Origin of the sequence: Micromonospora sp. NPDC048871, assembly GCF_043198155.1 — a bacterium.
Taxonomy (GTDB): domain Bacteria; phylum Actinomycetota; class Actinomycetes; order Mycobacteriales; family Micromonosporaceae; genus Micromonospora.
The window spans coordinates 72,587-96,550 of the sequence record NZ_JBICUM010000013.1 but is presented as its reverse complement, the minus strand read 5'-3'; the positions used below and the strand labels follow the sequence as shown (position 1 = coordinate 96,550).

Genomic DNA, 23,964 nt, shown 5'->3' with positions numbered 1-23,964 from the left:
ACCTGGCGAGGATAGAGGCATCCCGGCGTCAGCGCGCGGTCGGCCGACCCAGCCTCCGCAGGATGTTCGAGTGCAGCATGTTGTTGCTGGCCACGGCGCTGGTCTCGGTCCCGGCGGGGGCCGCAGCACCCTCCAGATCGGTCATGATCCCCCCGGCCTCGGTGACGATGGGCACCAATGCGGCCACGTCCCACAGCGACAACTCGGGCTCGATCATGACGTCGAGTGCACCCTCGGCCAACAGCATGTATCCGTAGAAGTCGCCGTAGGCCCGGCTGCGCCAGGTGTCCCGCATCAACTGGAGCACCGGCTCCAGTCGACCGGACTCTTCCCAACCACTCAGCGAGGAGTAGCAGAGGCTGGCGTCGGCCAGTTCGCGTACCTGGGAGACCCGGATGGGCTCGCCACTGTCGACGTCCGGGCCGGCGTACGCCCCGGCACCCTGCGCCGCCCACCAGCGGCGACCCAGCGCCGGTGCGGAGACCACCCCGACGACCGGGCGGCCGTCCTCCAGCAGCGCGATCAGGGTGGCCCAGATGGGTACCCCTCGAACGAAGTTCTTGGTGCCGTCGATCGGGTCCACCACCCACTGTCGGGCCCCGACGGCGGGGGTGACGCCGTACTCCTCGCCGAGCAGGCCGTCCTCGGGTCGCTGCTGCGCCAGCAGGGCGCGGATCTCGCGTTCCACCGCGGTGTCCGCGTCAGAGACCGGGGTCAGGTCCGGCTTGGACTCCACCCGCAGGTCCAGGGCGCGGAACCGGGCCATGGAGATGGCGTCGGCGGCGTCGGCGAGACGGTGGGCCAGAGCTAGGTCCTCGGCGTACCCGGTCATGGGTTGCACCGTAGCGAGGCTCCCGGTGGCCTGCTGGAGCGGGGCCGACCTGGGCTCATTCCGGGCGTCCACGCGGATCGTGCTCGACCTCGTCGCGGGGATTGGTGGCCCCGCGCGGGTCGGTCTCACCGGCCCGGGAGGCCAGCAACCGGTGGTACGAGGCCAGCCGGCGCGGGTCGGCCCGGCCCTCGGCCACCCAGGCGGCCAGGGCGCAGTCGGCCTCCTCGGCGGTGTGGGTGCAGTTCACCGGGCAGTCGACCGTGGCCTCCACCAGATCCGAGAAGCCGTGCAGCAGGCTCTCGGCGGACACATGGGCCAACCCGAAGCTGCGTACCCCCGGGGTGTCCACGATCCACCCCGGGTCCTCCGGTGCCCCGGGGACATGGGGTAGCCGCAGGGCCACCGCACTGGTCGAGGTGTGTCGGCCCCGGCCGATCGCGCTGACCGTGCCGACCGCCCGGGCCGCCTCCGGTACGAGGCGGTTCACCAGGGTCGACTTGCCGACCCCGGAGTGCCCGACCAGGACGGAGACCCGGCCGGCCAGCAGGCTGCGCAGCGCGTCAAGTGTGGAGTCCGGCCGGATCAGCACGTACGGCAGTTCCAGCTCGGTGTAGTAGTCGAGCACGGTCTCCGGGCCGGCCAGGTCGGCCTTGGTCAGGCAGAGCAGCGGCTCGATGTCGGCGTCGTACGCGGCCACCAGGCACCGGTCGATGAAGCCGGTACGCGGTGGCGGATCGGCCAACGCGCTGACGATCACGAGTTGGTCGGCGTTGGCCACCACCACCCGTTCCAGCCGCCCCTCCGCGGTGCTGGCGTCGTCCTCGGCGGTCCGGCGCAGCACCGACCGGCGTGGCTCGATCCGGACGATGCGGGCCAGCGCCCCCGGGGCCCCGGAGGTGTCGCCGACCAGGCCCACCCGGTCACCGACGACGACCGACTTGCGACCCAGTTCACGGGCCCGCATCGCGGTGACCGTGGGGGCCTCCGGGGCGGCTGCGGCCAGCACACAGGTGTACCGCCCCCGGTCCACCGCGATCACGAACCCGTTCAGCGCGTCCGTGTGCTGGGGTCGGGTGCGGGTACGCGGACGGGAGGACTTGCCGGGCCGGACCCGTACGTCGTCCTCGTCGTACTCGCGTCGCTTGGTCGCCAGGACCGCTCCTGTCTGTCCGCTCAGCTCTTGCCGGTCACCATCGCCGACCACAGGGCCGGGAACTCCGGCATGGTCTTGGAGGTGCACGCCACATCGTCCAGCACGATGCCGGGCACGGCCAGGCCGGCCACCGCGGCGGCGTGTGCCATCCGATGGTCATCGTAGGTGCGGAACACCCCACCCCGCAGCGGCCGGGGTCGGATCTCCAGCCCCTCGGCCGACTCGGTGATGTCCGCGCCCAGGGCGGCGAACTCCCGGGCCAGGGCGGCCAGCCGGTCGGTTTCGTGGCCCCGGATGTGGCCCACCCCGGTGAACACCGAGGGGGAGTCCGCCAGCATGGCCAGCCCGGTGAAGGCGGGGGTCAACTCGCTGACGTCGGACAGGTCGGCGTGCAGTCCGCGTACCGTCCCGGTGCCCCGCACGGTGAGTCCCTCCGTGGTCAGGGCCACCTCCGCACCCATCTGGGTCAACAGGGAGCGCAGCCGCTCGACCGGCTGGGCGCTGCTGCGTGGCCAGCCCTGGAGGGTCACCTCGCCGCCGGTGACCAGGGCGGCGGCGAAGAAGGGCACCGCCCCGGACAGGTCGGGCTCGATCTCCCAGCCCCGGCCGGTCAGCGGACCGGGCTCGACCACCCAGACGTCCGGGGTGCTGTCGTCGACGGCCGCTCCGGCGGCCCGCAGCATCCGTACGGTCATCCGCAGGTGGGGTGCCGAGGGCACGGGCGGGCCGACATGCCGGACCACCAGCCCACGGTCGAACCGGGGGGCGGCCAGCAGCAGCCCGGAGACCAGTTGGCTGGAGGCGGAGGCGTCGATCACGACCTCCCCGCCGGTGACCTGGCCGGTGCCCTGCACGGCCAGAGGCAGGCTGCCGGTCGGCGGGGTGTCCACCCGTACCCCCAGCGAGCGCAGCGCCTCGATGAGGGGCCCGAGCGGGCGGGTACGGGCGGCCGGGTCGCCGTCGAAGGTGACCCGCCCCACGGCCAGCCCGGCCACCGGGGGCACGAAACGCATGATCGTGCCGGCCAGCCCGACATCGACATGCGCCGGGCCGACCAGCCGGTGCGGCCGGACCAGCCAGCGCTCGTCGTCGGTGATCGACACATGGGCGCCCAGGGCCCGCAGCCCACCGGCCATCAACTCGGTGTCCCTGGCCCGCAGCGGCTTGGCCAGGGTCGAGGGGCCGGTGGCCAGCGCGCTGAGCACCAGGGCGCGGTTGGTCATGGATTTGGATCCGGGCAGCCGTAGCGAGGCCGTGACCGGATCGGTGGCGGTCGGGGCGGTCCACGGCTGTAGCGGCCGGGTCGCGGTCGGGTTCCCCACGGTTACATTCTGCCGTGTCTCGGGCGGGGGGTCCGTCGGCCGTCGCGGTCGCTCCCGGTGGACGGGACGTCGTAACCGCCGCCGACGCGCTAGCGTGTGCGGCATGTGCGGGAGGTACGCCACGACCCGGAGCTCCGGTGACCTGAGCGGAATCTTCGAGGCCGTCGACGAGACCGCAGGTGACCTGGTGGCCGACTACAACGTCGCGCCGACCGACCGGGTGCCCCTGGTCCGGCTAGACCCGCAGGGGCATCGGGCGCTCTCGGCGGGGCGCTGGGGGTTTCTGCCCGCCTGGTCCCGGTCGCCCGCCAACGCCGCCCGCATGATCAACGCCAGGGCCGAGACGGTGGCCACCAGCCGGGCGTACGCCCCGGCCTTCGCCCGCCGCCGGTGTCTGGTCCCGGCCGACGGCTGGTACGAGTGGGTCCGCCGGCCGGGTGGAGCCAAGCAGCCCTACTACATGACCTCGGTCCAGGAGCCCGTGCTGGCCTTCGCCGGCATCTGGTCGACCTGGGAGGCCCCGAGTGGTCCCCTGCTGACCTTCAGCGTGCTCACCACGGCCGCCCTGGGCGAGCTGGCCGAGGTGCACGACCGGATGCCCCTGTTGCTGCCGCCGCAGCGGTGGGCCACCTGGCTGGGCTCCTCCGAGGAGCCGACCAGCCTGCTGGCCCCACCGCCGCTGGACTGGCTCGCCGGCATCGAGATCCGACCGGTGGGGACGGCCGTGGGCAATGTGCGAAACGACGGCCCGGAGCTGATCGCCCGGGTGCCGTCGGCAAGGGTCGATGACTCCGCCGAGGTCAGGTTGTTCTGAGCGGAGCCCCCGCGCATTGTCGGGTGTGATTTGCCGCGATTACGGGTGAAAGGTCAGCCGATCGTTTAGGCAACTTTCCGGCGAACTCTTGTCTCGATGTCCACAAATGCGATACAACACAGCGCCGGTGATGGCTATCGCTCCCGTCCAGGTGAGTGGTATTCATCGATGTTGCTGGTCCCACGGGGGAGGTGGGTGGATGACCAGGGCGCGTATGCCCCGTCCACATGAGGTAGCCGCTGCGCGGCGTGATCCGCGACTGTTGCGGGCCCTGCGCGAGCGTCGACAGGATGAAGCCTGGCGCACCAGGGGCACCTGTCAGAGTGTTGATCCGGAAACGTTCTTCCCGGCGCCGAACGAGCCGGCGGACGCCGCGGTGGCCCTGTGCCGCTCCTGCGACGTGCAGGGCTCCTGCCTGGCCTGGGCCCTGGAGGTCGGCGACTGCCACGGGGTGTGGGGTGGCACCACCCCGCGGGAGCGGCGGGCGATGCTGGTGGCCTGGCGCGACGAGGTGCAGCCGGATCCCGATGTCGCCAGCGAGGCGGGGCCTCCCGTCCGCGATCGACTACTCACACTCGTCACCTCCCGCTGAGGTGACCGTGGCCGGCGGCGCAGGAGTCTGCTCCGCTTGACGGCGGCGGCCCGCAGAATGAGGCCGTGCCGCAGGAAGACATCATCCAGACACCACGAGGCCCGGCCCGGGTGGACATCGACATCCCCGAGAGGGCGCCCCGGGCGCTGCTGGCCCTGGGCCACGGTGCCGGCGGCGGGGTGGACGCCCCGGATCTGCTGGGGCTGCGCGAGGCCCTGGTGACCGCCGGGGTGATCGTCGCTCGGGTGACCCAGCCGTACCGGGTGGCCGGTCGGCGTGCGCCCGCACCGGCCGGGCACCTCGACGAGGCCTGGCGGGTGGTGCTGGCCGCGCTGCGGGACCGCTGGCCGGGGGTACCCCTGCTGGTGGGTGGCCGGTCCAGCGGAGCCCGGGTGGCCTGTCGTACGGCCGGTGAGGTCGGGGCCGTGGGGGTGGTGGCCCTCGCCTTCCCGCTGCATCCGCCCGGACGGCCGGAGCGCAGCCGGGCGGGGGAGTTGGCGACCGGCCTGCCCACCCTGGTGGTCAACGGCGACCGGGACCCCTTCGGGGTGCCCGAACCCGGTCCGGGGGTGCAGGTGGTGGTGCGGCCAGGGCAGCGGCACGACCTGCGGGTCGATCCCGCCGGAACGGCCGCGGTGGTGCTCGACTGGCTGCGCGGACAGGGCTGGGCCCAGGGCTGACCGGGCCCGGAGCCGATTCGGGTCGGCGGGGCGACGCCGGTCGGGAGGTCTGGCCCGCCGTTTCCGGCTGCCGCGCCGGGTCGTTGCACCCGATGGTGTCGCCTGGATCACGGGCGGTGCCGGGCTCCCAGGCCCTTCCTGGTCCCGGCCGTGGTGCCTGCAGCCACGGTCGGGACCAGGATCGGGAGGAGTCGAGGCGGAATGCCCGGACCTGCGACGGATGTTGCACCCCACGGACGAACACCGTGCGGAGGGGGTGAGTGGTGCCGATCCAGTGCCGGGACCGGGAGCGTGACGAGCGGGAGGCCAAGCAGCTCAGGCAGCTGTTGGCCGGTCCGCAGTGGCCCGCGGCGATGCCGCCGGCTGAGGTGGCGACGGGCACACCCGTCGGAACCCGAACTCCCGGTAGGTCTGGGCGCGTATTCTCGGCGGGGAAGCATCCGACCCGAGGGGATGTGCGGTTGACCACCGAGAAGACGGACGAGCGCAGGGCCCGGTTCGAACGGGACGCGATGCCATTCGTCGACCAGTTGTACGCGGCGGGCCTGCGGATGACCCGCAACCCGGCGGATGCCGAGGATCTGGTCCAGGAGACCTACCTGAAGGCGTACGCGGCTTTCCACCAGTTCGAGCAGGGCACGAACCTGAAGGCCTGGCTGTACCGGATCCTGACCAACACCTACATCAACACCTACCGCAAGCGGCAGCGGCAGCCGGTGCAGGCGCCGACCGACGAGATCACCGACTGGCAGCTGGCCGAGGCGGAGTCGCACACCTCCAGTGGTCTGCGGTCCGCGGAGACCGAGGCGCTGGACCGGTTGCCGGACACCGACGTCAAGGAGGCCCTCCAGCAGTTGCCGGAGGAGTTCCGGCTGGCGGTCTACCTCACCGATGTCGAGGGGTTCTCCTACAAGGAGGTCGCCGACATCATGGGCACCCCGATCGGTACCGTGATGTCACGGTTGCACCGCGGTCGTCGTAATCTGCGCAAGCTGCTTGAGGGCTACGCCGCGGAGCGCGGCTTCTCCGCCGCGCCGTCGGCCCGGAGTTCGGCCGCTGCCAGTGGCCGGGAGGTGTGACGTGAGCTGTGGAGATCCGCACGAGACGGATTGCCGTGAGGTGCTCGCCGAGGTCTACCTCTACCTCGATCTGGAGTGCGCGCAGGAACGCCGGGCGCTGATCCGGCACCACCTGGACGAGTGCGGCCCCTGCCTGCGGGAGTACGGCATCGAGCAGGAGGTCAAGGCGCTGGTGGCCCGTTGCTGCGGCAACGAGTCCGCGCCGGACGAACTGCGCGAGCGGCTGCGGATCCGACTGAGCGAGCTGGTCATCTTCGAGACCACGGAATCGCGCGAACTGGCCGACTGAAGTTTTCGCCCGACACGCCGACGCCGGTGGCCCGACCTGGGCCACCGGCGTTCGTGTGTCCGATCCGCGGTGCGGACCAGCTCAGGAGTTGGGGCGCTTGCCGTGGTTGGCGGCGCTCTTCTTACGGGCCTTCTTCTTACGGGCCTTCTTCGCCATGCTGACCTCCTAGTGATGGTCGGATCGCCTGCGTACGACTTCGGCGCCGATGCACGCACCGGTCCGCGCCGGCGTCCGGGTCCGACCCGTTGATGTTAGAGCCCGTCTCCGAGGGAGGTGGGCGGGGCTGCTGCGGCCCGGGGAAACCGGGCACATGATTGGATACGTCACAGGCAGCCGCGAGGAAGGGGCCCGAACATGGCCGAGGAGATCCGCGCCGAGATGGTGGCGAACGTCTGGAAGGTGGTCGCGTCTACCGGGGACACCGTCTCCGAGGGCGACACCCTGGTGATCCTGGAGTCGATGAAGATGGAGATTCCGGTGGTCGCCGAGTCCGACGGTGTGGTGCAGCAGCTCGCGGTGAACGAGGGCGACGTGGTGCAGGACGGTGACCTGATCGCGGTGATCGGTTGACCGGCACTTCGATCCGTACGGCCGAGCCGGCGGAGTTCCCGGCCGTGGCCCGGCTCACCGTGGCGGCGTACGAGGCGGACGGTCAGCTCAAGGGCGAGACCGGGTACGCCGAGGTGCTGGCCGATGTGGCCGGCCGGGCCGCCCACGGTGAGGTCCTGGTCGCCGTGGACCCGGCCACCGGTCAGCTGCTCGGCTCGGTCACCTTCGTCCTGCCCGGCAGCCCGTACGCCGAGGTGTCCGGCCCGGGGGAGGCCGAGTTCCGGATGCTGGCGGTGGACCCGGCGGCGCAGGGCCGCCGGGTGGGTGCCGCACTGGTCCAGGCCTGCGTCGACCGGGCCACCGGGCGGGGCTGCACCGCCCTGGCCATCTGCGTACGCGAGGGCTACGCCGAATCCGCCCAGCGGCTCTACCGCCGCCGGGGCTTCATCCGCACCCCCGAGCTGGACTGGTCCCCCCTGCCCGGGGTCCACCTGTTGGCCCTGCGCCTGTCCCTGACCCCACCCGCCTAGGCGGGCGGGGAGGGCAGGCGGGGGCGGAAGGGGCGCAGCAGCCGGGCCAGCAGCCCGCGCAGCGGGCCCCGACCGGGCTGGGCGGGGACGCCGGCCAACATGCGGGCCAGGGCGGCGCACTCCGGGTCGAGGTCCGGGGTGGCCAGCGCCAGATGGGCCAGGGAGACGGTCACCGGTAACGGAGCCCTCTGATCACCGGTCGCCGCCGCCAGCCGCTGGGTGACCAGTCGTGCCACATCCGGCCGGACCGAGGGGTCCACCCAGGCGGCCGTCATCAGCGCGAACAGGGCCGCCTCGGTGACCTCGGCCGCCTGCGCCAACTCGACCAGCACCTGGCGTCGGGTGGAGGTGGCCCAGGGTTCGTCGGTGCGGTGGTGCAGCAGACCCAGGCAGGTCCACACCTGCACGCACCGGACCCACAGCGCCGGGTCCTGACCCGAGAGCACCCGTCCCAGCGCGTTGTCCGGGGTCTGGGGAGGATGGGCCAGCAGGCCGAGCAGATCGGTCAGGTCGAGGGTGGCCAGGGCCACCGCGGTGTCGTACGCCGCGGGCGGGTGGGGCCAGGCCAGGTGGGCAACCTGGCGCAGCCGTCGGGCCGCCTCCGTCGAGGGGGGCGGGGTCGACTCGGGCCCGGTCAGGGGCAACGGCGCAGGGCGTACCGTCAGGCTGGTCGTCGGTGGGGTCAACTGCCCCAGCCAGGGACGGCCCCGACAGCACTCGGCCAGATCGGAGTGCTCGTGCGAGTCGTCCGGGTTGTCGCGGATGTAGTCGGCCAGCGCCACCAGGTGGCGTACGTCGCCGTCGCGTTGGAACCGCAGCCGGTGGGCGGTGTGCACCGCGCAGTCGAAGGAGGGGTTGCGCACCAGGGCCTGCTCGATCCAGCTCAGCGCCTCGTCCAGCCGTCCGTGGTCGGCCAGGGTGCCGGCGATGTCGGCGTACACCGCCAGGTCCTCCGGGTCGTGGTCGACCGCCCGTCGGAGCGCGGCCAGGCCCTCCCGGGTCCGGCCGGCGCTGCGCAGGGCGTACCCCAGCCACACCTCGCCCATCTTTGAGGGGGCGGCACGTACCCCCCGGCTGGCCCAGCGGACCGCCAGCGGCACCTCACCGGCCCGCCGGGCCAGCGCGGACGCCGTGCCCAGCAGCAGCGCGTGCTCGGGGTGGACGGTGATGGCGTTGCGGGCCAGGGTCAGGTACGGCGCCAGGGCGGCCCGGTCGGGTCGGGGCACCGGATCGGGGGCGGCGGCGCAGACCTGCATCAGCACCCGAGCCACCCGGTCCGGCCCCAGCTGTTCGACCAACTCGGGTGAGGTGACCCAGGGCACCCCCGCCCAGTCTGTGCGGGGGGCGTGCGCGGCGGCGGCGACCAGCAGGTCCAGACCCTCGGCCGGGCGGCCGGCCGCAGCCAACAGGTGTGCCCGGGCGACCACCGCCCCGACGAAGGTGTGATGGTGCAGCGGGAAGAGGTCCAGTCCGCCGGAACCGCTGGCCGCGGCCAGTCGGGCCAGGGTCTCGTGCACCTCCGGCAGGGTGGGTGCCCGGGCCAGGGCACCCGCGACATGGTCGGCGGCGTGCGTCAGGTCGCCGGCGGCCAGGGCTTCCCGGGCCAGAGCCAGTTCCTCCGTCGCCGGCAACGCCCGATCGTCGGTTCCCTCGGCCACGTCGTCCTCTCACTGGTCGGTACCGGTTGGCGGTGCGGCCGGGTCAGCGTAGGCGACGGCATCGACTTTTGGTGATCGACTGCGCAAACCTGCTCACTAAATTGCCTGTGAGCGTCCAAAGGTGCAAGACTGAACAGGAATCGCGCGGGGATCGCGCACGGGAGGAGTTTTCGTGACACGTCCAGGAAGCGGCATGGCGGCCGACATCGACGAGCAGCCGGCGGGTTACGAACGACTGCTGAGCGCCGAGTACGCCACCCCCATCGCCCGGGTCGCGGCAGCCATCGCCGAACGCCGCCCGCGGCACGTGGTCTTCACCGCCCGGGGCACCTCCGACCACGCCGCCCTGTACGGCGCCTACCTGGCCGAGATCCGGCTGGGCCTGCCGGCCGGTCTGGCCTCCCCGAGCGCGATCACCCTCTTCGGGGCCCGGCCGGACCTGTCCGACGCCCTGGTCGTCGGGGTCAGCCAGAGCGGGGGTTCCCCCGACCTGGCCGAGGTGCTGCGGGTGGCCCGCGAGGCCGGTGCCCTGACCCTGGCGGTCACCAACGCCCCGGACTCCCCGCTGGCCGGCATCGCCGACCTGGGGGTGGACATCGCGGCCGGGCACGAGCGGGCGGTGGCGGCCACCAAGACCTACACGGCCGAACTGCTCGCCCTGCTGATGCTGGTGGAGGGCATCCGGGCCGGTGACGGGGTGCTGCCCGAGGAGGAACGCCGCGCCCTGGCCGACCTGCCCGAGCTGGCCGCCCGTACCCTGGCCGACCCCACCGCCACCCAGTTGGCGCCGCGCTACCGGTTCGCCGGGCAGTTGGTCACCACCGGCCGGGGGTACGCCTACCCGACCGCCCGGGAGGCGGCCCTGAAGCTGATGGAGACCTCCTACCTGCCGGCCCTGGCCTTCTCCGGCGCCGACCTGCTGCACGGCCCCCTGGCCATGACCGACCCGGACGTGCCCGTGCTGGCCGTGGTCGGCTCCGGCCCCGGCGGTCGGGCGATGGGTGAGGTGCTGCCCCGGCTGGGGGAGCGGCGGGCCGACGTGGTCGTGGTCGGTTCCGCCGAGGTCGCCGGGGCCACCCGGGTGGCGGTACCGGAGGTCGACGAGCGGTACGCCCCCCTGCTGGACATCCTGCCCCTGCAACGGTTGGCCCTGGCCCTGGCCCTGGCCCGGGGTGAGGACCCGGACGCGCCACGGGGGTTGAAGAAGGTCACCGCGACGATGTGACCGCCCGCATGGCACGCTGGTCGGCGTGTCCACGCTGCGTGACCTCGCCGAAGAGCACACCCGTCTGCGCCCGGCCGACATCGACCACCTGCACCGCATCGCCGGTGACTGGCAACTGCTGTCCGACCTCTCCTTCGCCGACCTGCTGCTGTGGGTGCCGGTGGACGGGGAGGGCAGCTTCCTCTGCGTGGCCCAGGTCCGGCCGACGACCGCCCCCACCGCCTACCAGGACGACCAGGTGGGGCGGATCGTCGGCGGGCCGGAGGTGGCGCACCTGGAGGTCGCCTACGGGCAGGGGCGGATCTGGCGGGAGGGCGACCCGGTCTGGTACGGCGACGTGCCCGCCCGGCACGAGGCGATCCCGGTCCGGCTGCGGGCCGCCGACGGGGAATCCGGCGAGGTGATCGCCGTGGTGGGCCGGGACACCAACCTGTCCACCGCGCGTACCCCCAGCCAGTTGGAGCTGAACTACCTGACCACGGCGGACGACCTGGCTCAGATGATCGCCGACGGGACCTTCCCGCCGCCCCGGCACCCGGGGGAGACCACCTCGGCGCCCCGGGTCGGCGACGGCCTGGTCCGGCTGGACGCCGGTGGCAAGGTCACCTACGCCAGCCCGAACGCCCAGTCCGCGTACCGGCGGCTGGGCTACGCCTCCCACCTGGTGGGCGAGGATCTGGCGGCGCTGCACCGCCGACTGGCCAACGACCCCCTGGAGGGCACCGAGGCCGCCAACGGCATCCTCGCCGCCCTGCGGGGTGAGGCACCACCCCGGCGGGAGATCGACGCCCGGGGCGCGACCATGCTCACCCGGGCCCTGCCCCTGATGCCCGCCGGAGTGCCGATCGGCGCGCTGGTCCTGGTCCGCGACATCACCGAGGTACGCCGTCGCGACCGCGCCCTGATCACCAAGGACGCCACCATCCGGGAGATCCATCACCGGGTGAAGAACAACCTCCAGACCGTCGCGGCCCTGCTGCGCCTGCAGGCCCGCCGGGTGGCCATGCCGGAGGCGCGGGTGGCGCTGGAGGAGTCCGTACGCCGGGTGGCCTCGATCGCGCTGGTGCACGAGACCCTCTCCATGTCCAGCGACGAGGCGGTGGAGTTCGACGGGATCGTGGACCGGGTGGCCAGCGCGGCGACCGAGGTGGCCGCGACCGAGGTGACCGTCGGGATGCGCCGCGCGGGCAGTTTCGGGGTGCTGCCCGCGGAGATCGCCACCTCCTTGGTGATGGTCCTCAACGAACTGCTGCTCAACGCCGTCGAGCACGGCTTCCCGCCCGCCGAGGAGGCCGACGAGCGGCAGCCGCAGCCGCAGGAGCCGCAGGTGGCGGTCACCGTGCACCGGTCGCGCAAGACCCTGCATGTCACGGTCGCGGACAACGGTCGAGGACTACCGTCCGGGTTCGACTCCGAAGGCGGGGCCAAGCTGGGGCTTCAGATCGTCCGCGCGCTGGTCACCGGGGAACTGCGGGGCAGCATCGAGTTGCGCCCCGGCGCCGCAGGCGGCACCGAGGCCGTCCTCACCGTGCCCCTGGCCCGCGGCGGCGCGGAGCGTCCGGGAGGCTGACCCGCCGGAACAACGTCCGGTTCTGATCGGGATGGGGTGGATCGGTGTCTGCTCTATCACGATCGGTGGCATTGATGCCGGGCCGTGTTGACACCCGCCGGGCTTTCTTGAAAACGTTTCGGGCGACCATCGACGGGCACGGTCGTCCGCCGTGCCCGACTTCCTTGACACCGGCGCACCGATCGCCCACCACCTTTCGGCAAGATCGTGGCTGTCTGGAGAACGGGGATACGGGGATGAGTTCACCGCCGGTTGCGGACCGGCCACCGACCGTGGCTGATCCGACCGCCGAGTTGCGGGTACCACGGCAGCTGACCAGCAGGTGGACCCCGCGCTCGAACGACGAACTTCGCCAGCAGCGGCCGGCGTACGCGCCGGTGCCGTTGCCGCCGACGGACGAGGAGCTCTACTCCTACCGCAAGCGTCGGCTGGCCAGCCTGATGGTGCCGTCGCTGATCAGCTTCGCCTGTCTGATCACCAGCCAGATGCTGTTCGTCCGGCTGACCCCGTGGCTGTGGCTGCTGGCCCCGCTGCTGTTCTTCACGGTCGTCTACTACGTCATCTCGCTGTGGGTGAACGCCTTCACCCCCGGCTTCGACATGGAGCGGCACAAGCGGCTGGTGCGCGAGTGGCGGCCCCAGCGCTATCCGACCGTGGACGTCTTCCTGCCGGTCTGCGGTGAACCGCCGCACGTGCTGCGCAACACCTGGGAGCACGTGCGCGCCATGCAGCGGCACTACCAGGGCAATGTGGTCGTGTACGTGCTGGACGACTCGCCCACCGAGGCCATGGAGCGGATGTCCCTGGCCTTCGGCTTCGTCTACCAGCGGCGGCCCAACCGGGGCTGGTTCAAGAAGGCCGGCAACATGCGGTACGCCTTCGAGCGCACCCTGGGCGACTTCATCCTGGTCCTGGACGCCGACTTCGTCCCGCGCAAGGACATGCTCAACCAGATGCTGCCCTGGTTCGACGCCGAACCGCGCGCCGGCATCGTGCAGTCCCCGCAGTACTTCCGGGTGCACAAGGGGCAGAGCTGGGTGGAACGGGGGGCCGGGGCGGTCCAGGAACTCTTCTACCGCTCCGTCCAGGTCTCCCGGCAGGCACACGACTCGGCGATCTGTGTCGGTAGCTGCGCCATCTACCGTCGGGCGGCCCTCAACTCGATCGGCGGCTCCACCCTGATCGAGCACTCCGAGGACGTACACACCGGTTTCGACCTGCGGATGCAGGGCTGGAACCTGCGTTACATCCCGGTGGTGCTGGCGGCCGGGCTCTGCCCGTCGGATGTCGACTCCTTCTTCACCCAGCAGTACCGCTGGTGCGCCGGCTCGATGAGCCTGATGGGGTCGCGCAAGTTCTGGCGCACCAAGCTGCGCTGGCGGGCCCGGCTCAGCTACATCTCGGGCTTCTGCTACTACCTGCACACCGGGCTGTTCACCTTCGTCGCGCCGATCATCCCGATCCTCATGCTGACCGTCTTCGCCGAGCAGATCGCCCTGGCGAACTACCTGTTGATCCTGCCCAGCGTGATCTACAACCTCATCATCTTCCCGCTGTGGCATCGGGCCTCGTACCGACTGGAAAGCTGGACCGTGAAGATGATCTACGGCTGGGCGCACGCCTACGCCATCATCGACATCATCCGGGGTCGACGGATGGGCTGGCAGCCCACCGGGGGTACCGCCAAGAAGAGCAAGACCAAGCGGCTCTGGACCGGGATGAAGGTCTGGACCGCCGGCAGCGGCCTGATCTGGGTCGGGCTCGCCGGGTGGCGGCTAGTCTCCGGAGCGGACCCGCTGATCTTCCTGCCGGCCTTCCTCAGCGGTGTCTTCTTCCTGCTGGTTGTGGCGCAGGCGCTCATGGTGGAGCCCGAGAAGGACGTTGAGGTGATCAGGTGAAGACCCGCCACCTGATCATTGGAGCTGTGCTGATCGCGCTGGCCGCGATCGAGTACGCCGTGGTGGCGAACCTGAACGTCACCCGCATGCTCGCGGGCGATGCCGCTGTTCGACAGCAGGCCCAGGCGGCGACCAGCGCCGGGCCCTCCGTACTGCCGGTGTACGACCCCACGCACCTGCTCCGCCCCGAGGGCGGCAAATACCTGGGTGTGGCCATCGACGGGGCGCCCCCGAAGATGAAACTGATCGAGACGTTCGCCAAGAAGACCGGCAAGAAGCCCAACGTGGTGACGCTCTACCTGAGCTTCGACGATGGATTCGCGGCCGACGAGGTCAGGCAGATCTACGAGTACGGCGCGCTGCCGGCGGTGCGCTGGGAGCCGTTCGACGCGAATCTGTCGGACATCGCCGCCGGCAGGCACGACGACTACATCAAGGAGTTCGCGGCGGGCGTCCGGAAGGTGAACCTGCCGATCATGCTCACCTTCGCGCACGAGATGAACGGCAACTGGTACTCGTGGGGCATGCGCCGCGCGGGAAACAAGGCCGCCCACTTCGTGGCCGCGTGGAAGCATATCCACGGGCTGTTCGCCGAGGCCGACGCGACAAACGTCATCTGGGCCTGGACGCCGAACGTCATCAATCCCATGCCGGAGGTCAAGCTCAAGCCGCTCTACCCGGGCGACCGGTACGTCGACTGGATCGGCATCGACGGCTACTACACCCACCACGGGGCGAACACCTATGCGGCACTGTTCGGGCCGACGATGAAGCAGGTCCGAGGTTTCACCGACAAGCCCTTCCTGATCGTGGAGACCGCGGCCGAGCCGGGCAACCTACGACCCAGCTGGATTGCCGACCTGTTCACCGGGGCGGCCAAGGACCCTGAAGTCATCGGGTTCGTCTTCTTCAACAACGACGGCTCGGCCAAGTGGAACATCGACCGTGACGAGGCGGCGATCCGGGCGTTCCGGCAGCAGGCGAAGAATGCCACCTACGGCTTCCCGGTCAGGTGAGCGGATGATGTCGAACCAGATTCTCCTCTCCGGCAGACCGACCAGGGACGCTGCCGCCGACAGCCCGGCGCAGGCGCGTGCGGAAAAGGTCTCCCCGGGCCGCCACACCGGATGGCTGGCGCTGCTGCCGGCGCTCGCTGCGCTTACCGTCGGCTATCAAGGTGCCGCCGATCGGCAGATGTGGAACAACGAGTACGCCACCTGGCACGCCGCCGTGCTGGGTACCGCGGACCTGCGGCACCTGCTCTCCAACACCGACCTGGTGCACGTCAGCTACCTCATGATCGTGCGGGGCTGGATCCAACTGGTCGGCGACGAGCCGCTGGCGATGCGGCTGCCCTCGTTGGCGGCGATGGCGATCGCTGCCGCGGCCACCACACTTATCGGTCGCCGGTTGGCGGGCGCCGGTCCGGGGCTGGTGGCCGGTCTGATCTTCGTCCTCATCCCCTCGGTGAGCCGGTACGCGCAGGAGGCCAGGTCGTACGCGCTGGTGACCATGGCGGCCACCGTCGCGACCCTGCTGCTGTTGCGGGCGCTGGAGAAGCCGGTACGCGGTCGCTGGGTGCTCTACCTGTTGGCCGTCGCTCTGATGGGCTGGCTGCACTTCGTGTCGTTCCTGGTGCTCGCCGCCCATCTGCTGATGATGCTGCGCGGCACTGTCGACCGCGACGACAATCGCCGGTACCAGTGGTTCGGTTATGTCGGCGGTGCCGGCCTCCTGGTCCTGCCGTTGCTGACGGTCGCCTCCGGTCAGTCCGCCTCGATCTCGTGGATCAAGGCCGATCTCGACGCGGTGCTGCGCTTTCCGGGCGACCTGTTCCTGTCCACCCGGGGCATGGCGGCGGTGGTCGGGCTCGGCGCGATCGGCGCGCTGGTGGCCTGGCGTACCGGCAACCGCATGCTTCCCGCACTGCTCACCTGGGCGTTGCTGCCGCCGATCTTCGCTTATGTGACCTTCGACGTGCTGCACCTCTTCCTGCCCCGGTACGTGCTGTTCACCCTGCCGGCCTGGGCGATCCTGGCCGCGATCGGCGTCTGTTCCGTGGCGCGGTTGTTGCCCCGGTCCACCAGCGCCTGGAGTTGGCTGCTGCCCGCGATGCTGGTGCTGCCGGGCCTGGCCTACCTGGTCCTACCCGACCATCGGGTGGTGCGGGCGAGTCCGGTCGTCGGCCAGCCGGACTACCAGGGCGCCATCGATGCGATGCGGCGGGGCATGCAGCCGGGTGACGGACTGGCCTACAACGATGTCTTCGGCAAGCTCTCCGACCTCGCCCGGGAGGCGGTCGACTACGAGATGCGTAACGATGTGAAGCCCCGGGATGTCTTCCTCGCCGTCACCTCCGTCGACCGGGGGTCGTACTCCGCCTCGGAGTGTGAGGACAAGGATTCGGCCGCCTGCCTGCGCGACACGGACCGGATCTGGCTGATCAGCACGACCTACTCGTCGGATCCGTTGGAAGGACTTCCGCCGCAGCGCGCCGGACTGCTGCGCAGGTTCGAGGTGATCCAGGACGATCAGTTCGAGGGCGTACGCCTTGTCCTGCTCAGTCGGAAGGACTGAGTAGGGCGACCGTGAGGCCGGAGCGGGACCAGAGCCGCTGGACCGTATAGGCGGTGCGCAGCGCCTCCCCCTTGGCGCCGGTGACGGTGGCCAGCGGGTGGTCGCTGTGCCCGGCGACCACCAGCCAGACCCGGTCCGCCTCGGCCAGGCAGGCGGCCGGGTGGTCGCACTCGGTGGCCCACAGGTCCCCCCGGTCCTGCTGTCCCTGCGCCAGCAGCGCGTCGCGGGGCGCCTGCCCGCGCAGGTGGTAGCGCATGCCCAGGTCGAGGAAGAGCCAGCCGTCGCGGGGGTGGTAGACCACGGCGTCACCGTCCTGTCGACCGGCGGCGATGATCTGGGCCGCCCCCTGGTAGTCGACCGTGGCGGTGCGGGGCCACTCGTGGGTACGCCGCAGGGCCACATGGTCCGGCAGCCCCAGCAGCCCGGCCAGGCCCACCACGACGAGGGCGACCCGAAAACGCGCCGAGGCCAACGCGGCGCCGGCCAGCAGACAACCGAAGGGCACCACGAAGATCAGGTAGCGGGGCACCCACAGCGGGACCATCAACCCGGCGGTGAACAGCAGCAGCACCGGCAACAGCAGGCAGGTCATCGGGATCGAGGCCCGTCGGCCCAGTCGTCCGGCGCCGAGGGCCGCCAGGGCCACCAGCAGGCCGCCCACCGCTGCGGTCTGCGCCAGCCCGCCGGGCAAGGCGGCCAGGTCCCCGAGTCGGGCGGTGTCCACCCAGTTCAGTTGACGCTCCCGCTGTTCCCGGGCGCGCAGGGCCAGCGGGGCGACCAGCAGGACGGTCGGCACCAGGGCCACCGGGAAGGGCCGGAGCTGCGCGAACCAACCTGCCCGACTCCTGCCTTGGCGGGCGGGTTCGGCCCGGCCCGGAGGGTGCTCGGCCTGGCTCGGGGGGTGCTCGGCCCCGGCCGGGGCGGGTTCGGTCCGGGCCGGGGTGGCGGTTCGCGTCCGGTAGGTGAGCACCACGACGGCGTGCGCGGCGATGAGGGTCACGGCGATCAGGTGGGTCAGCCCGAGTGCGGCCGTCACCAGGGCGTACCCCACCCATCGACCCCGGCTGGGCCGGCGCAGGGCGTCGACCAGCAGCAGGGTGCTCCAGACGGCCAGGAAGGTGGCCAGGGCGTACGGCCGGGCCTCCTGGCCGTACCGGGCGGTGGCCGGCAGCACCGCGAACAGCAGGCCGGCCAGGAGGCCGACCCGGGTGTTCCACAGCCGTTGACCGAGTACGGCGGTCAGTCCCGCGGCTGCCGTCATCGCCAACGCGGACGGCAGCCGCAGGGCGGCCACGGTGTCCCCGGCGACCAGCAGCCAGAAGTGCATGAGCAGGTAGTACGGAACGGTGGCGGCGTCGATGCTGGCGGCCAGCCGGAGCAGACCGGGCACCGACCGGGTGGCGGCACTCCAGGTGGCCAACTCGTCCCGCCACAGCTGGGCGGCGTCCAGCCCGGCCAGGGTGACGATCATGGTGAGGGCCGCCGGTAGCAGCCAGACCGGCAGGGAGCGCGGATACCACCCGGTGAGTCCTACGCCCGCCCTGGTGGCCGGGATCGACCTATCGGACAAATCCCCCATGATGTGAGCCTGCCACACCTTGGTGTCTGTCGGTGGCGGCAGCGAACGCCCGTGATGTGGGAACCCGCGCGAGCTCATTGGCCGGCCTGTCGCAGGTGTGGCAGCATGACACTCATGACTGCCGCCGTGGTACGCCGCTTCGTGGCTCGCCGCCACGTCGATTACGGCCGCGTGCGCAGCGCCATCTGTCCGGCCCACTGACGACGCCCGACCATTCTGCCTCGGGTACGCAGCGAGCCGGCCGCCCAAGACACCGTTGTCCACGGCCCTGATGAGAGCCGGGCGTTCCGTTTGCGTACCCGATCGAGGCACCGCAAACAACGGAGGACGCCGCGATGGCGGTCAGCGACATTCCGGCCCGCACGGGGAACCTATCGGCGCGTCCGCCCCGGGCACCGCGCCGTGCCCGCGGTGAGGGCCAGTGGGCACTCGGACACCGCGAGCCGCTCAACCCCAACGAGCGGATCAAAAAGGACGACGACCCGCTGAACGTGCGGGACCGGATCGAGAACATCTACGCCCATCGTGGTTTCGCCTCCATCGATCCGCAGGACCTTCGTGGCCGGTTCCGCTGGTGGGGTCTCTACACCCAGCGTAAGGCAGGAATCGACGGAGGTCGTACCGCTGTCTTGGAACCGCACGAGCTGGAAGACGAATACTTCATGCTCAGGGTGCGTGTCGACGGTGGTCAACTCGACCTGGCCCAGCTGCGGACCATCGCCGAGATCTCCCGGGAATTCGCCCGGGACACCGCCGACATCACCGACCGGCAGAACATCCAGTACCACTGGATCCGGGTCGAGGACATGCCGGAGATCTGGCGGCGGCTGGAGGCCGTGGGCCTGCAGACCACGGAGGCCTGCGGGGACTGCCCCCGCATCGTGCTCGGCAGCCCGGTCGCCGGAGTGGCCGAGGCGGAGCTGGTCGACCCCACCCCCGCTATCGACGAGATCGTCCGGCGGTACGTGGGGGACAAGCAGTACTCCAACCTGCCGCGCAAGTTCAAGTCCTCGATCTCCTGGCTGGTGGACACCCCGTACGAGGCCAACGACATCGCCTTCCTCGGGGTCGACCACCCCGAGCACGGCCCCGGCTTCGACGTGTGGGTCGGCGGAGGACTGTCCACCAACCCGATGCTGGCCCAACGACTCGGGGTGTGGGTGCCGCTCGGCGAGGTGCCGGACGTCTGGGCCGGAGTGGTCGGCATCTTCCGCGACTACGGCTATCGCCGACTGCGCCACCGGGCCCGGTTGAAGTTCCTCGTCGCCGACTGGGGGGTGGCTAAGTTCCGCGAGGTGCTGGAGAAGGAGTACCTGGGCCGGACCCTGCTGGACGGGCCCGCCCCGGTGCTGCCGGACAGGCCGATCGACCACATCGGCGTACACCCCCAGCGGGACGGCCGACACTACGTCGGTGCCGCCCCGGTGGTCGGACGGGTCTCCGGCACCCAGCTGGCCCAACTGGCGGACGTGGTGCAGGCCCACGGCAGCGACCGGGTCCGGCTGACGCCGTACCAGAAGCTGCTGGTGCTCGACGTGCCGCCGGAGCGGACGGAGTCACTGGTCGCGGGCCTGCGGGAGATCGGCCTGGAGGCCCGACCCTCGGCCTGGCGGCGCGGCACCATGGCCTGCACCGGCATCGAATACTGCAAGCTGGCCATCGTCGAGACCAAGGCGCGGGGCGAGGAACTGGTGGCCCGCCTGGAACAGCGACTGCGCGACTTCGACGCGGACATCTCCATCCACATCAACGGCTGCCCGAACGCCTGCGCCCGCACCCAGGTAGCCGACATCGGCCTCAAGGGGCAGTTGGTCACCGGGCCGGACGGCCGCCAGGTGGAGGGCTTCCAGGTGCACCTGGGCGGTGGGCTGGGCATGGCCGAGGGGCAGACCGCCGGCTTCGGACGCAAGCTGCGCGGCCTGAAGACCACCGCGGACGAACTTCCCGAGTACGTCGAGCGACTGGCCCGGCGCTATCTGGCCAGCCGTATCGAGGGCGAAACCTTCGCCAACTGGGTGATCAGGGTCGACGAGGAACAACTGCGATGAGCGAGGTGACGCGATGAGCAGCGAGACCCGTGCCGCACCGTTGTACTGCCCGTACTGCGGGGAGGAGGACCTGCGGCCCAGCGAGACCGGGCACGGCGCCTGGGAGTGCCACGCCTGCGCCCGGGTGTTCACGGTCCGGTTCACCGGCCTGCTCTCCCAGGCGGTGCAACGATGAGCGCCCTGGTCTCCGCCACCGGCCTGGGACTGGTCAACACCGCGCCCACCCCGACCGGTGGCGGGCGACATACTCCCGACCAACTGCGCACCCTGGCCGAGCGTGCCGGGCGAGAGTTGGAGGGCGCGCCCGCCCTGGAGATCGCCCGCTGGGCCGCGGAAACCTTCGGGGACCGGTTCTGCGTGACCAGTTCGATGGCCGACGCGGTGCTGGCCCACCTGGTGTCCCGGGTGGCACCCGGGGTGGATGTGGTCTTCCTCGACACCGGCCTGCACTTCCCGGAGACCCTGGCCGTCCGGGACGCGGTGGCCCGCCGGCTGCCGGTCACCGTCCGCTCCATCCGTCCCCGGCTCACCGTGGGGCAGCAGGACGGCGAGTACGGCCCACGCCTGTTCAACAAGTCGCCGGACGAGTGCTGCCGGTTGCGCAAGGTGGAGCCGTTGGAGCGGGCCCTGGCCGGCTACGACGCCTGGGCCGCCGGGCTGCGGCGGGACGAGTCCCCGACCCGGGCCAACACTCCGGTGGTGACCTTCGACGCCCGCCGGGGGAAGGTCAAGGTCAACCCGATCGCGGCCTGGAGCCAGGCGGACGTCGACGCGTACATCGCCCGATGGAACGTACCGGTCAACGAGCTGTTCCGGCGCGGCTACGGCTCCATCGGCTGCTGGCCGTGCACCCGGCGGACGAAGGCCGGTGAGGATCCGCGAGCCGGCCGCTGGGCGATGTTCGAGAAGACCGAGTGCGGGCTGCACCTCTGACCCGCAAGCCGGAGCCCGCCGACCCGGCGGGTCCTGTCGAGGGGCACCGGTCGGGCGGAGAGCCGGTGCTCCTGGTCGCCCACGGTAGTCGTGACCCCCGGGCTGCCGAGGCGACCCGGGCGCTGGCCCGGGCGGTCTCGGTAGCCCGGCCCGGCGCGCCGGTGCTGGCCAGTTGGCTGGACCACACCCAGCCCGATCCCACCGAGGCGTTACGTGGGTTGGCCGCCGCCGGGCACCCCCGGGCGATCCTGGTACCGCTGCTGCTCACCGCCGCCTACCACCGGCGAGTGGACATCCCCGCCGCGGTGGCGGCCGCCCAGCGCTCCGGGCCGCCGATCCGGGTAGCCATCACCGATGTCCTCGGCCCAGTGGGTGACCAGGTGGATCAGGCGCTGCTGGCCGCGCTGCGACGGCGACTGGAGGAGGCCGATCCGGGCCGGTTCGACGCACTGGTGCTGGCGGCCGCAGGCACCCGAGATCCAGCAGCCCGAGCCTCCGTGGGCCGAGTGGCCCAGGCCCTAGGTGCCTCGCTAGGCACCCCCACCCGAGTCTCGTACGCCTCCGCAGCACCCCCGACCGTCACCACGGCGGTACGGCGACTCCAAGCGCGCGGCGCCCGACGGGTAGCCGTAGCTTCGTACTTCCTGGCCCCCGGCCTGTTCCACGACGCAGTGACAACCGCCGCCCAAGCCGCAGGCGCCGTAGCCACCTCCGCCCCCCTGACCAACACCCCCGACCTGGTCAACCTGATCCTCCACCGCCTAACCCACCCACCCCAAAGCCCGCGCTGAGGCCCCCGTCGAGGCCCGGGTTGATCATGAGGTTGGCGGCAGTCCGGAGATCAACGACTGCCGTCAACCTCATGATCAACGCGGAGATGGGCGGGAGCGCGAGGGGGTGGGTGCAGGACGCCCCGGCGGGCGTGGGCCGGCCGGGGCGTACTGTGTGTGTAGGTCAGGCGGAGTGAGCGCGCAGCACCCGGAGACCACCGCGACGCTTGACGGCGCGACGCTCCTCCTCGCTCATCCCGCCCCAGACGCCAGCGTCCTGACCGGACTCCAGCGCCCACTGCAGGCACTGGTCGGTCACGGAGCAGCGCCGGCAGACGGCCTTGGCCTGCTCGACCTGCAGGAGAGCCGGACCGGACGTCCCGATCGGGAAGAACAGCTCCGGGTCCTCGTCGCGGCAGACAGCATGGTGACGCCAGTCCATGGCGGCAACACTCCTCATTCTGGATGGGTGGCAGATGTTGCTGTTGGTGCTTTTCCTATATGCATCCGCAATGCCAATGGTGACGGTTTGCAACCGTCAATTCGGCATTGCGTGAGCAGGCTGCTAGCCCCAGGACCTGCTGGAACGCTCAGGCTCGCCGAGCGCCTCCAGGCAATGTCCCGGTAACTCAAGTTCGCTTGTGAATACTTTCACGAACTTACGCAATGTCAAGGGTGACGCTCAGAAAAACTCCGCGCGGTGAGCAAGCCCACAACCCTTTTGTCCGAGTTCTGGATCACTCCAGTCACCCGGCTTACCACAGTCAAGAATCAATATAGTACAGTCCGCCGGACAATGCAGGCATTTCCGGCATCGGTTCGGGGTGTCGCGGTCGTCACGCCCTGGTCCGCGCCGGCCAACGTCGCCCGCTGGTGCCGGAGACCTAACAGATTACTCTGAGTGCGGCGGGAACGGAGGTGAATCTGACTTTTTCCCGCTCACCAAGATAGTCGCCATCGAGCTGAAATGCCTGCGGACGGCTCGCGACCAGCGTGAACTCCGCTACATCGTGGCGACGCAAAACTTGGCGGCCACGTGGATTGGGCGTGGCGGACAGCAGCTGCGTCACTGTCCGTGTCGTACTGGCAACGCCAAGCTGACGAAGTGCCAGCACGTCCAGCCCCAGATCGAACGACGCCTCCGGGTTCGGATTGGCCTCCCGGTCCCCGACGTACGTCCAGGGGGCGGTGTTCTGCACGATGATGCTCGCCAGATCACCCTCCGTCACCTCGCCGGGCTGCTCCAGCCGGATCGCCGGGTGGCGCCGCTCGGTGCCGAAGAGGAACTGTGCGGTGAAGGCGCGGAAGTAGAGCCCCGGGGAGGAGACCCGACCCCGGCGGCGGGCCTCCTCGACCCGGTGGATGACCGAGGCGTCTAGCCCGAAACCGGCGCAGAAGGTGAAGTAGCGGTCGTCGGCGCGGCCCAGACCGACCGTCCGGCGCCGCCCCAGCCGCAGCCCTTCCATGATCATGCTGGCGGCCTCGGCCCACTCCCGGGGCAGGCCCAGGGCCCGGGCGAAGACGTTGGTGGAGCCACCCGGCACGGTGGCCAGCGCGGGCAACCGCTCGGCGGTGGGCGGCTGCCCGTCGACACCGGTCGCCGACATCAGCCCGTTGACCACCTCGTTGACCGTGCCGTCACCACCGAGAGTGACCACCACGTCGACCCCCTCGACGGCGGCCTCTCTGGCCAGCATGGTGGCGTGACCACGCTGACGGGTGTACCGCACGGAGAGGTCGACTTCGCTGCGCAGCGCTCGGACCAGTACGTCCCGCGCGCGCTCGCTGGTGGTGGTGGCCTTGGGATTGACCAGCAGGACGGCCCGCATGGGCGGCACTGTACCGCGCGACGGCCCGGGTATCGTG

At 71.1% G+C, this 23,964-nt stretch carries 24 protein-coding genes; 16 read left to right on the top strand and 8 right to left on the bottom strand.

Annotated elements, in window-relative coordinates; all coding sequences use genetic code 11:
- Positions 1–28 precede the first annotated feature (28 nt).
- From hisN to aroA, 3 genes are read right to left on the bottom strand one after another with little or no spacing between them, the layout of a single operon-like run.
- A complete protein-coding gene (gene hisN / locus ACGFIK_RS23660; RefSeq protein WP_327024214.1) occupies positions 29–832 on the bottom strand; it encodes a histidinol-phosphatase in 804 nt (267 codons plus the stop codon).
- Between the two features lie 55 nt (positions 833–887).
- Complete coding sequence (rsgA, locus tag ACGFIK_RS23655) at positions 888–2,036, bottom strand: ribosome small subunit-dependent GTPase A (RefSeq protein WP_393341357.1); 1,149 nt, start codon at positions 2,034–2,036, stop codon at positions 888–890.
- Positions 2,006–3,307 carry a 3-phosphoshikimate 1-carboxyvinyltransferase gene (gene aroA / locus ACGFIK_RS23650; protein ID WP_327024216.1) on the bottom strand — a complete coding sequence of 434 codons (1,302 nt, stop codon included), beginning with the start codon at positions 3,305–3,307 and terminating at the stop codon, positions 2,006–2,008. The genes rsgA and aroA overlap by 31 nt, the downstream gene beginning before the upstream one ends.
- 103 nt (positions 3,308–3,410) lie before the next feature.
- Here aroA and ACGFIK_RS23645 point away from each other — a divergent pair, with 103 nt between their 5' ends.
- From ACGFIK_RS23645 to rsrA, 5 genes are all read left to right on the top strand, one after another.
- On the top strand, positions 3,411–4,121 hold the full coding sequence (locus ACGFIK_RS23645; RefSeq protein ID WP_393341354.1) for an SOS response-associated peptidase: 711 nt from the start codon (positions 3,411–3,413) through the stop codon (positions 4,119–4,121).
- 199 nt (positions 4,122–4,320) lie between these two features.
- Positions 4,321–4,713 carry a WhiB family transcriptional regulator gene (locus ACGFIK_RS23640; protein ID WP_327024218.1) on the top strand — a complete coding sequence of 131 codons (393 nt, stop codon included), beginning with the start codon at positions 4,321–4,323 and terminating at the stop codon, positions 4,711–4,713.
- Between the two features lie 65 nt (positions 4,714–4,778).
- Positions 4,779–5,393 (top strand): alpha/beta family hydrolase, encoded by a 615-nt coding sequence (locus ACGFIK_RS23635; protein WP_327024219.1) that lies wholly within the window; start codon positions 4,779–4,781, stop codon positions 5,391–5,393.
- A gap of 263 nt (positions 5,394–5,656) precedes the next feature.
- Complete coding sequence (locus ACGFIK_RS23630) at positions 5,657–6,472, top strand: sigma-70 family RNA polymerase sigma factor (protein WP_393341409.1); 816 nt, start codon at positions 5,657–5,659, stop codon at positions 6,470–6,472.
- Position 6,473: 1 nt separating this feature from the next.
- Positions 6,474–6,761, top strand: coding sequence for a mycothiol system anti-sigma-R factor (rsrA, locus tag ACGFIK_RS23625; protein WP_327024220.1), 288 nt, complete (start codon positions 6,474–6,476; stop codon positions 6,759–6,761).
- Between the two features lie 81 nt (positions 6,762–6,842).
- Here rsrA and ACGFIK_RS23620 read toward each other — a convergent pair whose 3' ends face one another.
- Positions 6,843–6,917 carry a 50S ribosomal protein bL37 gene (locus ACGFIK_RS23620; RefSeq protein ID WP_370461611.1) on the bottom strand — a complete coding sequence of 25 codons (75 nt, stop codon included), beginning with the start codon at positions 6,915–6,917 and terminating at the stop codon, positions 6,843–6,845.
- 198 nt (positions 6,918–7,115) lie between these two features.
- On the opposite strand from ACGFIK_RS23620, the gene ACGFIK_RS23615 reads away from it, so the two are divergent.
- The gene (locus ACGFIK_RS23615) at positions 7,116–7,331 is read left to right on the top strand and encodes a biotin/lipoyl-binding carrier protein (RefSeq protein WP_091447276.1); all 216 of its coding nucleotides are present in this window, start codon (positions 7,116–7,118) and stop codon (positions 7,329–7,331) included.
- Positions 7,328–7,840: a GNAT family N-acetyltransferase gene (locus ACGFIK_RS23610; RefSeq protein ID WP_327024221.1), complete on the top strand. Its 513-nt coding sequence runs from the start codon at positions 7,328–7,330 to the stop codon at positions 7,838–7,840. The genes ACGFIK_RS23615 and ACGFIK_RS23610 overlap by 4 nt, the downstream gene beginning before the upstream one ends.
- Here the strand turns inward: ACGFIK_RS23610 and ACGFIK_RS23605 are convergent.
- Positions 7,837–9,498 (bottom strand): tetratricopeptide repeat protein, encoded by a 1,662-nt coding sequence (locus tag ACGFIK_RS23605; protein WP_327024222.1) that lies wholly within the window; start codon positions 9,496–9,498, stop codon positions 7,837–7,839. The two genes, ACGFIK_RS23610 and ACGFIK_RS23605, sit on opposite strands and share 4 nt — an antisense overlap.
- Before the next feature lie 193 nt (positions 9,499–9,691).
- Here ACGFIK_RS23605 and ACGFIK_RS23600 point away from each other — a divergent pair, with 193 nt between their 5' ends.
- From ACGFIK_RS23600 to ACGFIK_RS23580, 5 genes are all read left to right on the top strand, one after another.
- Positions 9,692–10,723, top strand: coding sequence for an SIS domain-containing protein (locus ACGFIK_RS23600; protein WP_327027440.1), 1,032 nt, complete (start codon positions 9,692–9,694; stop codon positions 10,721–10,723).
- Positions 10,724–10,748: 25 nt separating this feature from the next.
- On the top strand, positions 10,749–12,293 hold the full coding sequence (locus tag ACGFIK_RS23595; protein WP_327024223.1) for a histidine kinase N-terminal domain-containing protein: 1,545 nt from the start codon (positions 10,749–10,751) through the stop codon (positions 12,291–12,293).
- 236 nt (positions 12,294–12,529) lie between these two features.
- Positions 12,530–14,191, top strand: coding sequence for a glycosyltransferase family 2 protein (locus ACGFIK_RS23590; protein ID WP_327024224.1), 1,662 nt, complete (start codon positions 12,530–12,532; stop codon positions 14,189–14,191).
- A complete protein-coding gene (locus tag ACGFIK_RS23585) occupies positions 14,188–15,207 on the top strand; it encodes a glycoside hydrolase family 26 protein (protein ID WP_393341348.1) in 1,020 nt (339 codons plus the stop codon). The genes ACGFIK_RS23590 and ACGFIK_RS23585 overlap by 4 nt, the downstream gene beginning before the upstream one ends.
- A gap of 4 nt (positions 15,208–15,211) precedes the next feature.
- Positions 15,212–16,768, top strand: coding sequence for a glycosyltransferase family 39 protein (locus ACGFIK_RS23580; RefSeq protein ID WP_393341345.1), 1,557 nt, complete (start codon positions 15,212–15,214; stop codon positions 16,766–16,768).
- Here the strand turns inward: ACGFIK_RS23580 and ACGFIK_RS23575 are convergent.
- Positions 16,752–18,239 carry a glycosyltransferase family 39 protein gene (locus ACGFIK_RS23575; protein ID WP_357530023.1) on the bottom strand — a complete coding sequence of 496 codons (1,488 nt, stop codon included), beginning with the start codon at positions 18,237–18,239 and terminating at the stop codon, positions 16,752–16,754. The two genes, ACGFIK_RS23580 and ACGFIK_RS23575, sit on opposite strands and share 17 nt — an antisense overlap.
- A gap of 443 nt (positions 18,240–18,682) precedes the next feature.
- Here ACGFIK_RS23575 and ACGFIK_RS23570 point away from each other — a divergent pair, with 443 nt between their 5' ends.
- The 4 genes from ACGFIK_RS23570 to ACGFIK_RS23555 are packed head-to-tail and all read left to right on the top strand — an operon-like array spanning position 18,683 to position 22,119.
- On the top strand, positions 18,683–20,395 hold the full coding sequence (locus tag ACGFIK_RS23570) for a nitrite/sulfite reductase (RefSeq protein WP_327024227.1): 1,713 nt from the start codon (positions 18,683–18,685) through the stop codon (positions 20,393–20,395).
- A gap of 13 nt (positions 20,396–20,408) precedes the next feature.
- Complete coding sequence (locus ACGFIK_RS23565; protein WP_327024228.1) at positions 20,409–20,570, top strand: hypothetical protein; 162 nt, start codon at positions 20,409–20,411, stop codon at positions 20,568–20,570.
- On the top strand, positions 20,567–21,328 hold the full coding sequence (locus ACGFIK_RS23560; RefSeq protein WP_327024229.1) for a phosphoadenylyl-sulfate reductase: 762 nt from the start codon (positions 20,567–20,569) through the stop codon (positions 21,326–21,328). Before ACGFIK_RS23565 ends, ACGFIK_RS23560 begins: the two co-directional genes overlap by 4 nt.
- A complete protein-coding gene (locus tag ACGFIK_RS23555) occupies positions 21,325–22,119 on the top strand; it encodes a sirohydrochlorin chelatase (RefSeq protein ID WP_393341404.1) in 795 nt (264 codons plus the stop codon). The genes ACGFIK_RS23560 and ACGFIK_RS23555 overlap by 4 nt, the downstream gene beginning before the upstream one ends.
- A 163-nt stretch (positions 22,120–22,282) precedes the next feature.
- Here ACGFIK_RS23555 and ACGFIK_RS23550 read toward each other — a convergent pair whose 3' ends face one another.
- Complete coding sequence (locus tag ACGFIK_RS23550) at positions 22,283–22,540, bottom strand: WhiB family transcriptional regulator (RefSeq protein ID WP_007072794.1); 258 nt, start codon at positions 22,538–22,540, stop codon at positions 22,283–22,285.
- A 442-nt stretch (positions 22,541–22,982) separates the two neighbouring features.
- Positions 22,983–23,927: a diacylglycerol kinase family protein gene (locus tag ACGFIK_RS23545; protein ID WP_327024230.1), complete on the bottom strand. Its 945-nt coding sequence runs from the start codon at positions 23,925–23,927 to the stop codon at positions 22,983–22,985.
- Positions 23,928–23,964 lie beyond the last annotated feature (37 nt).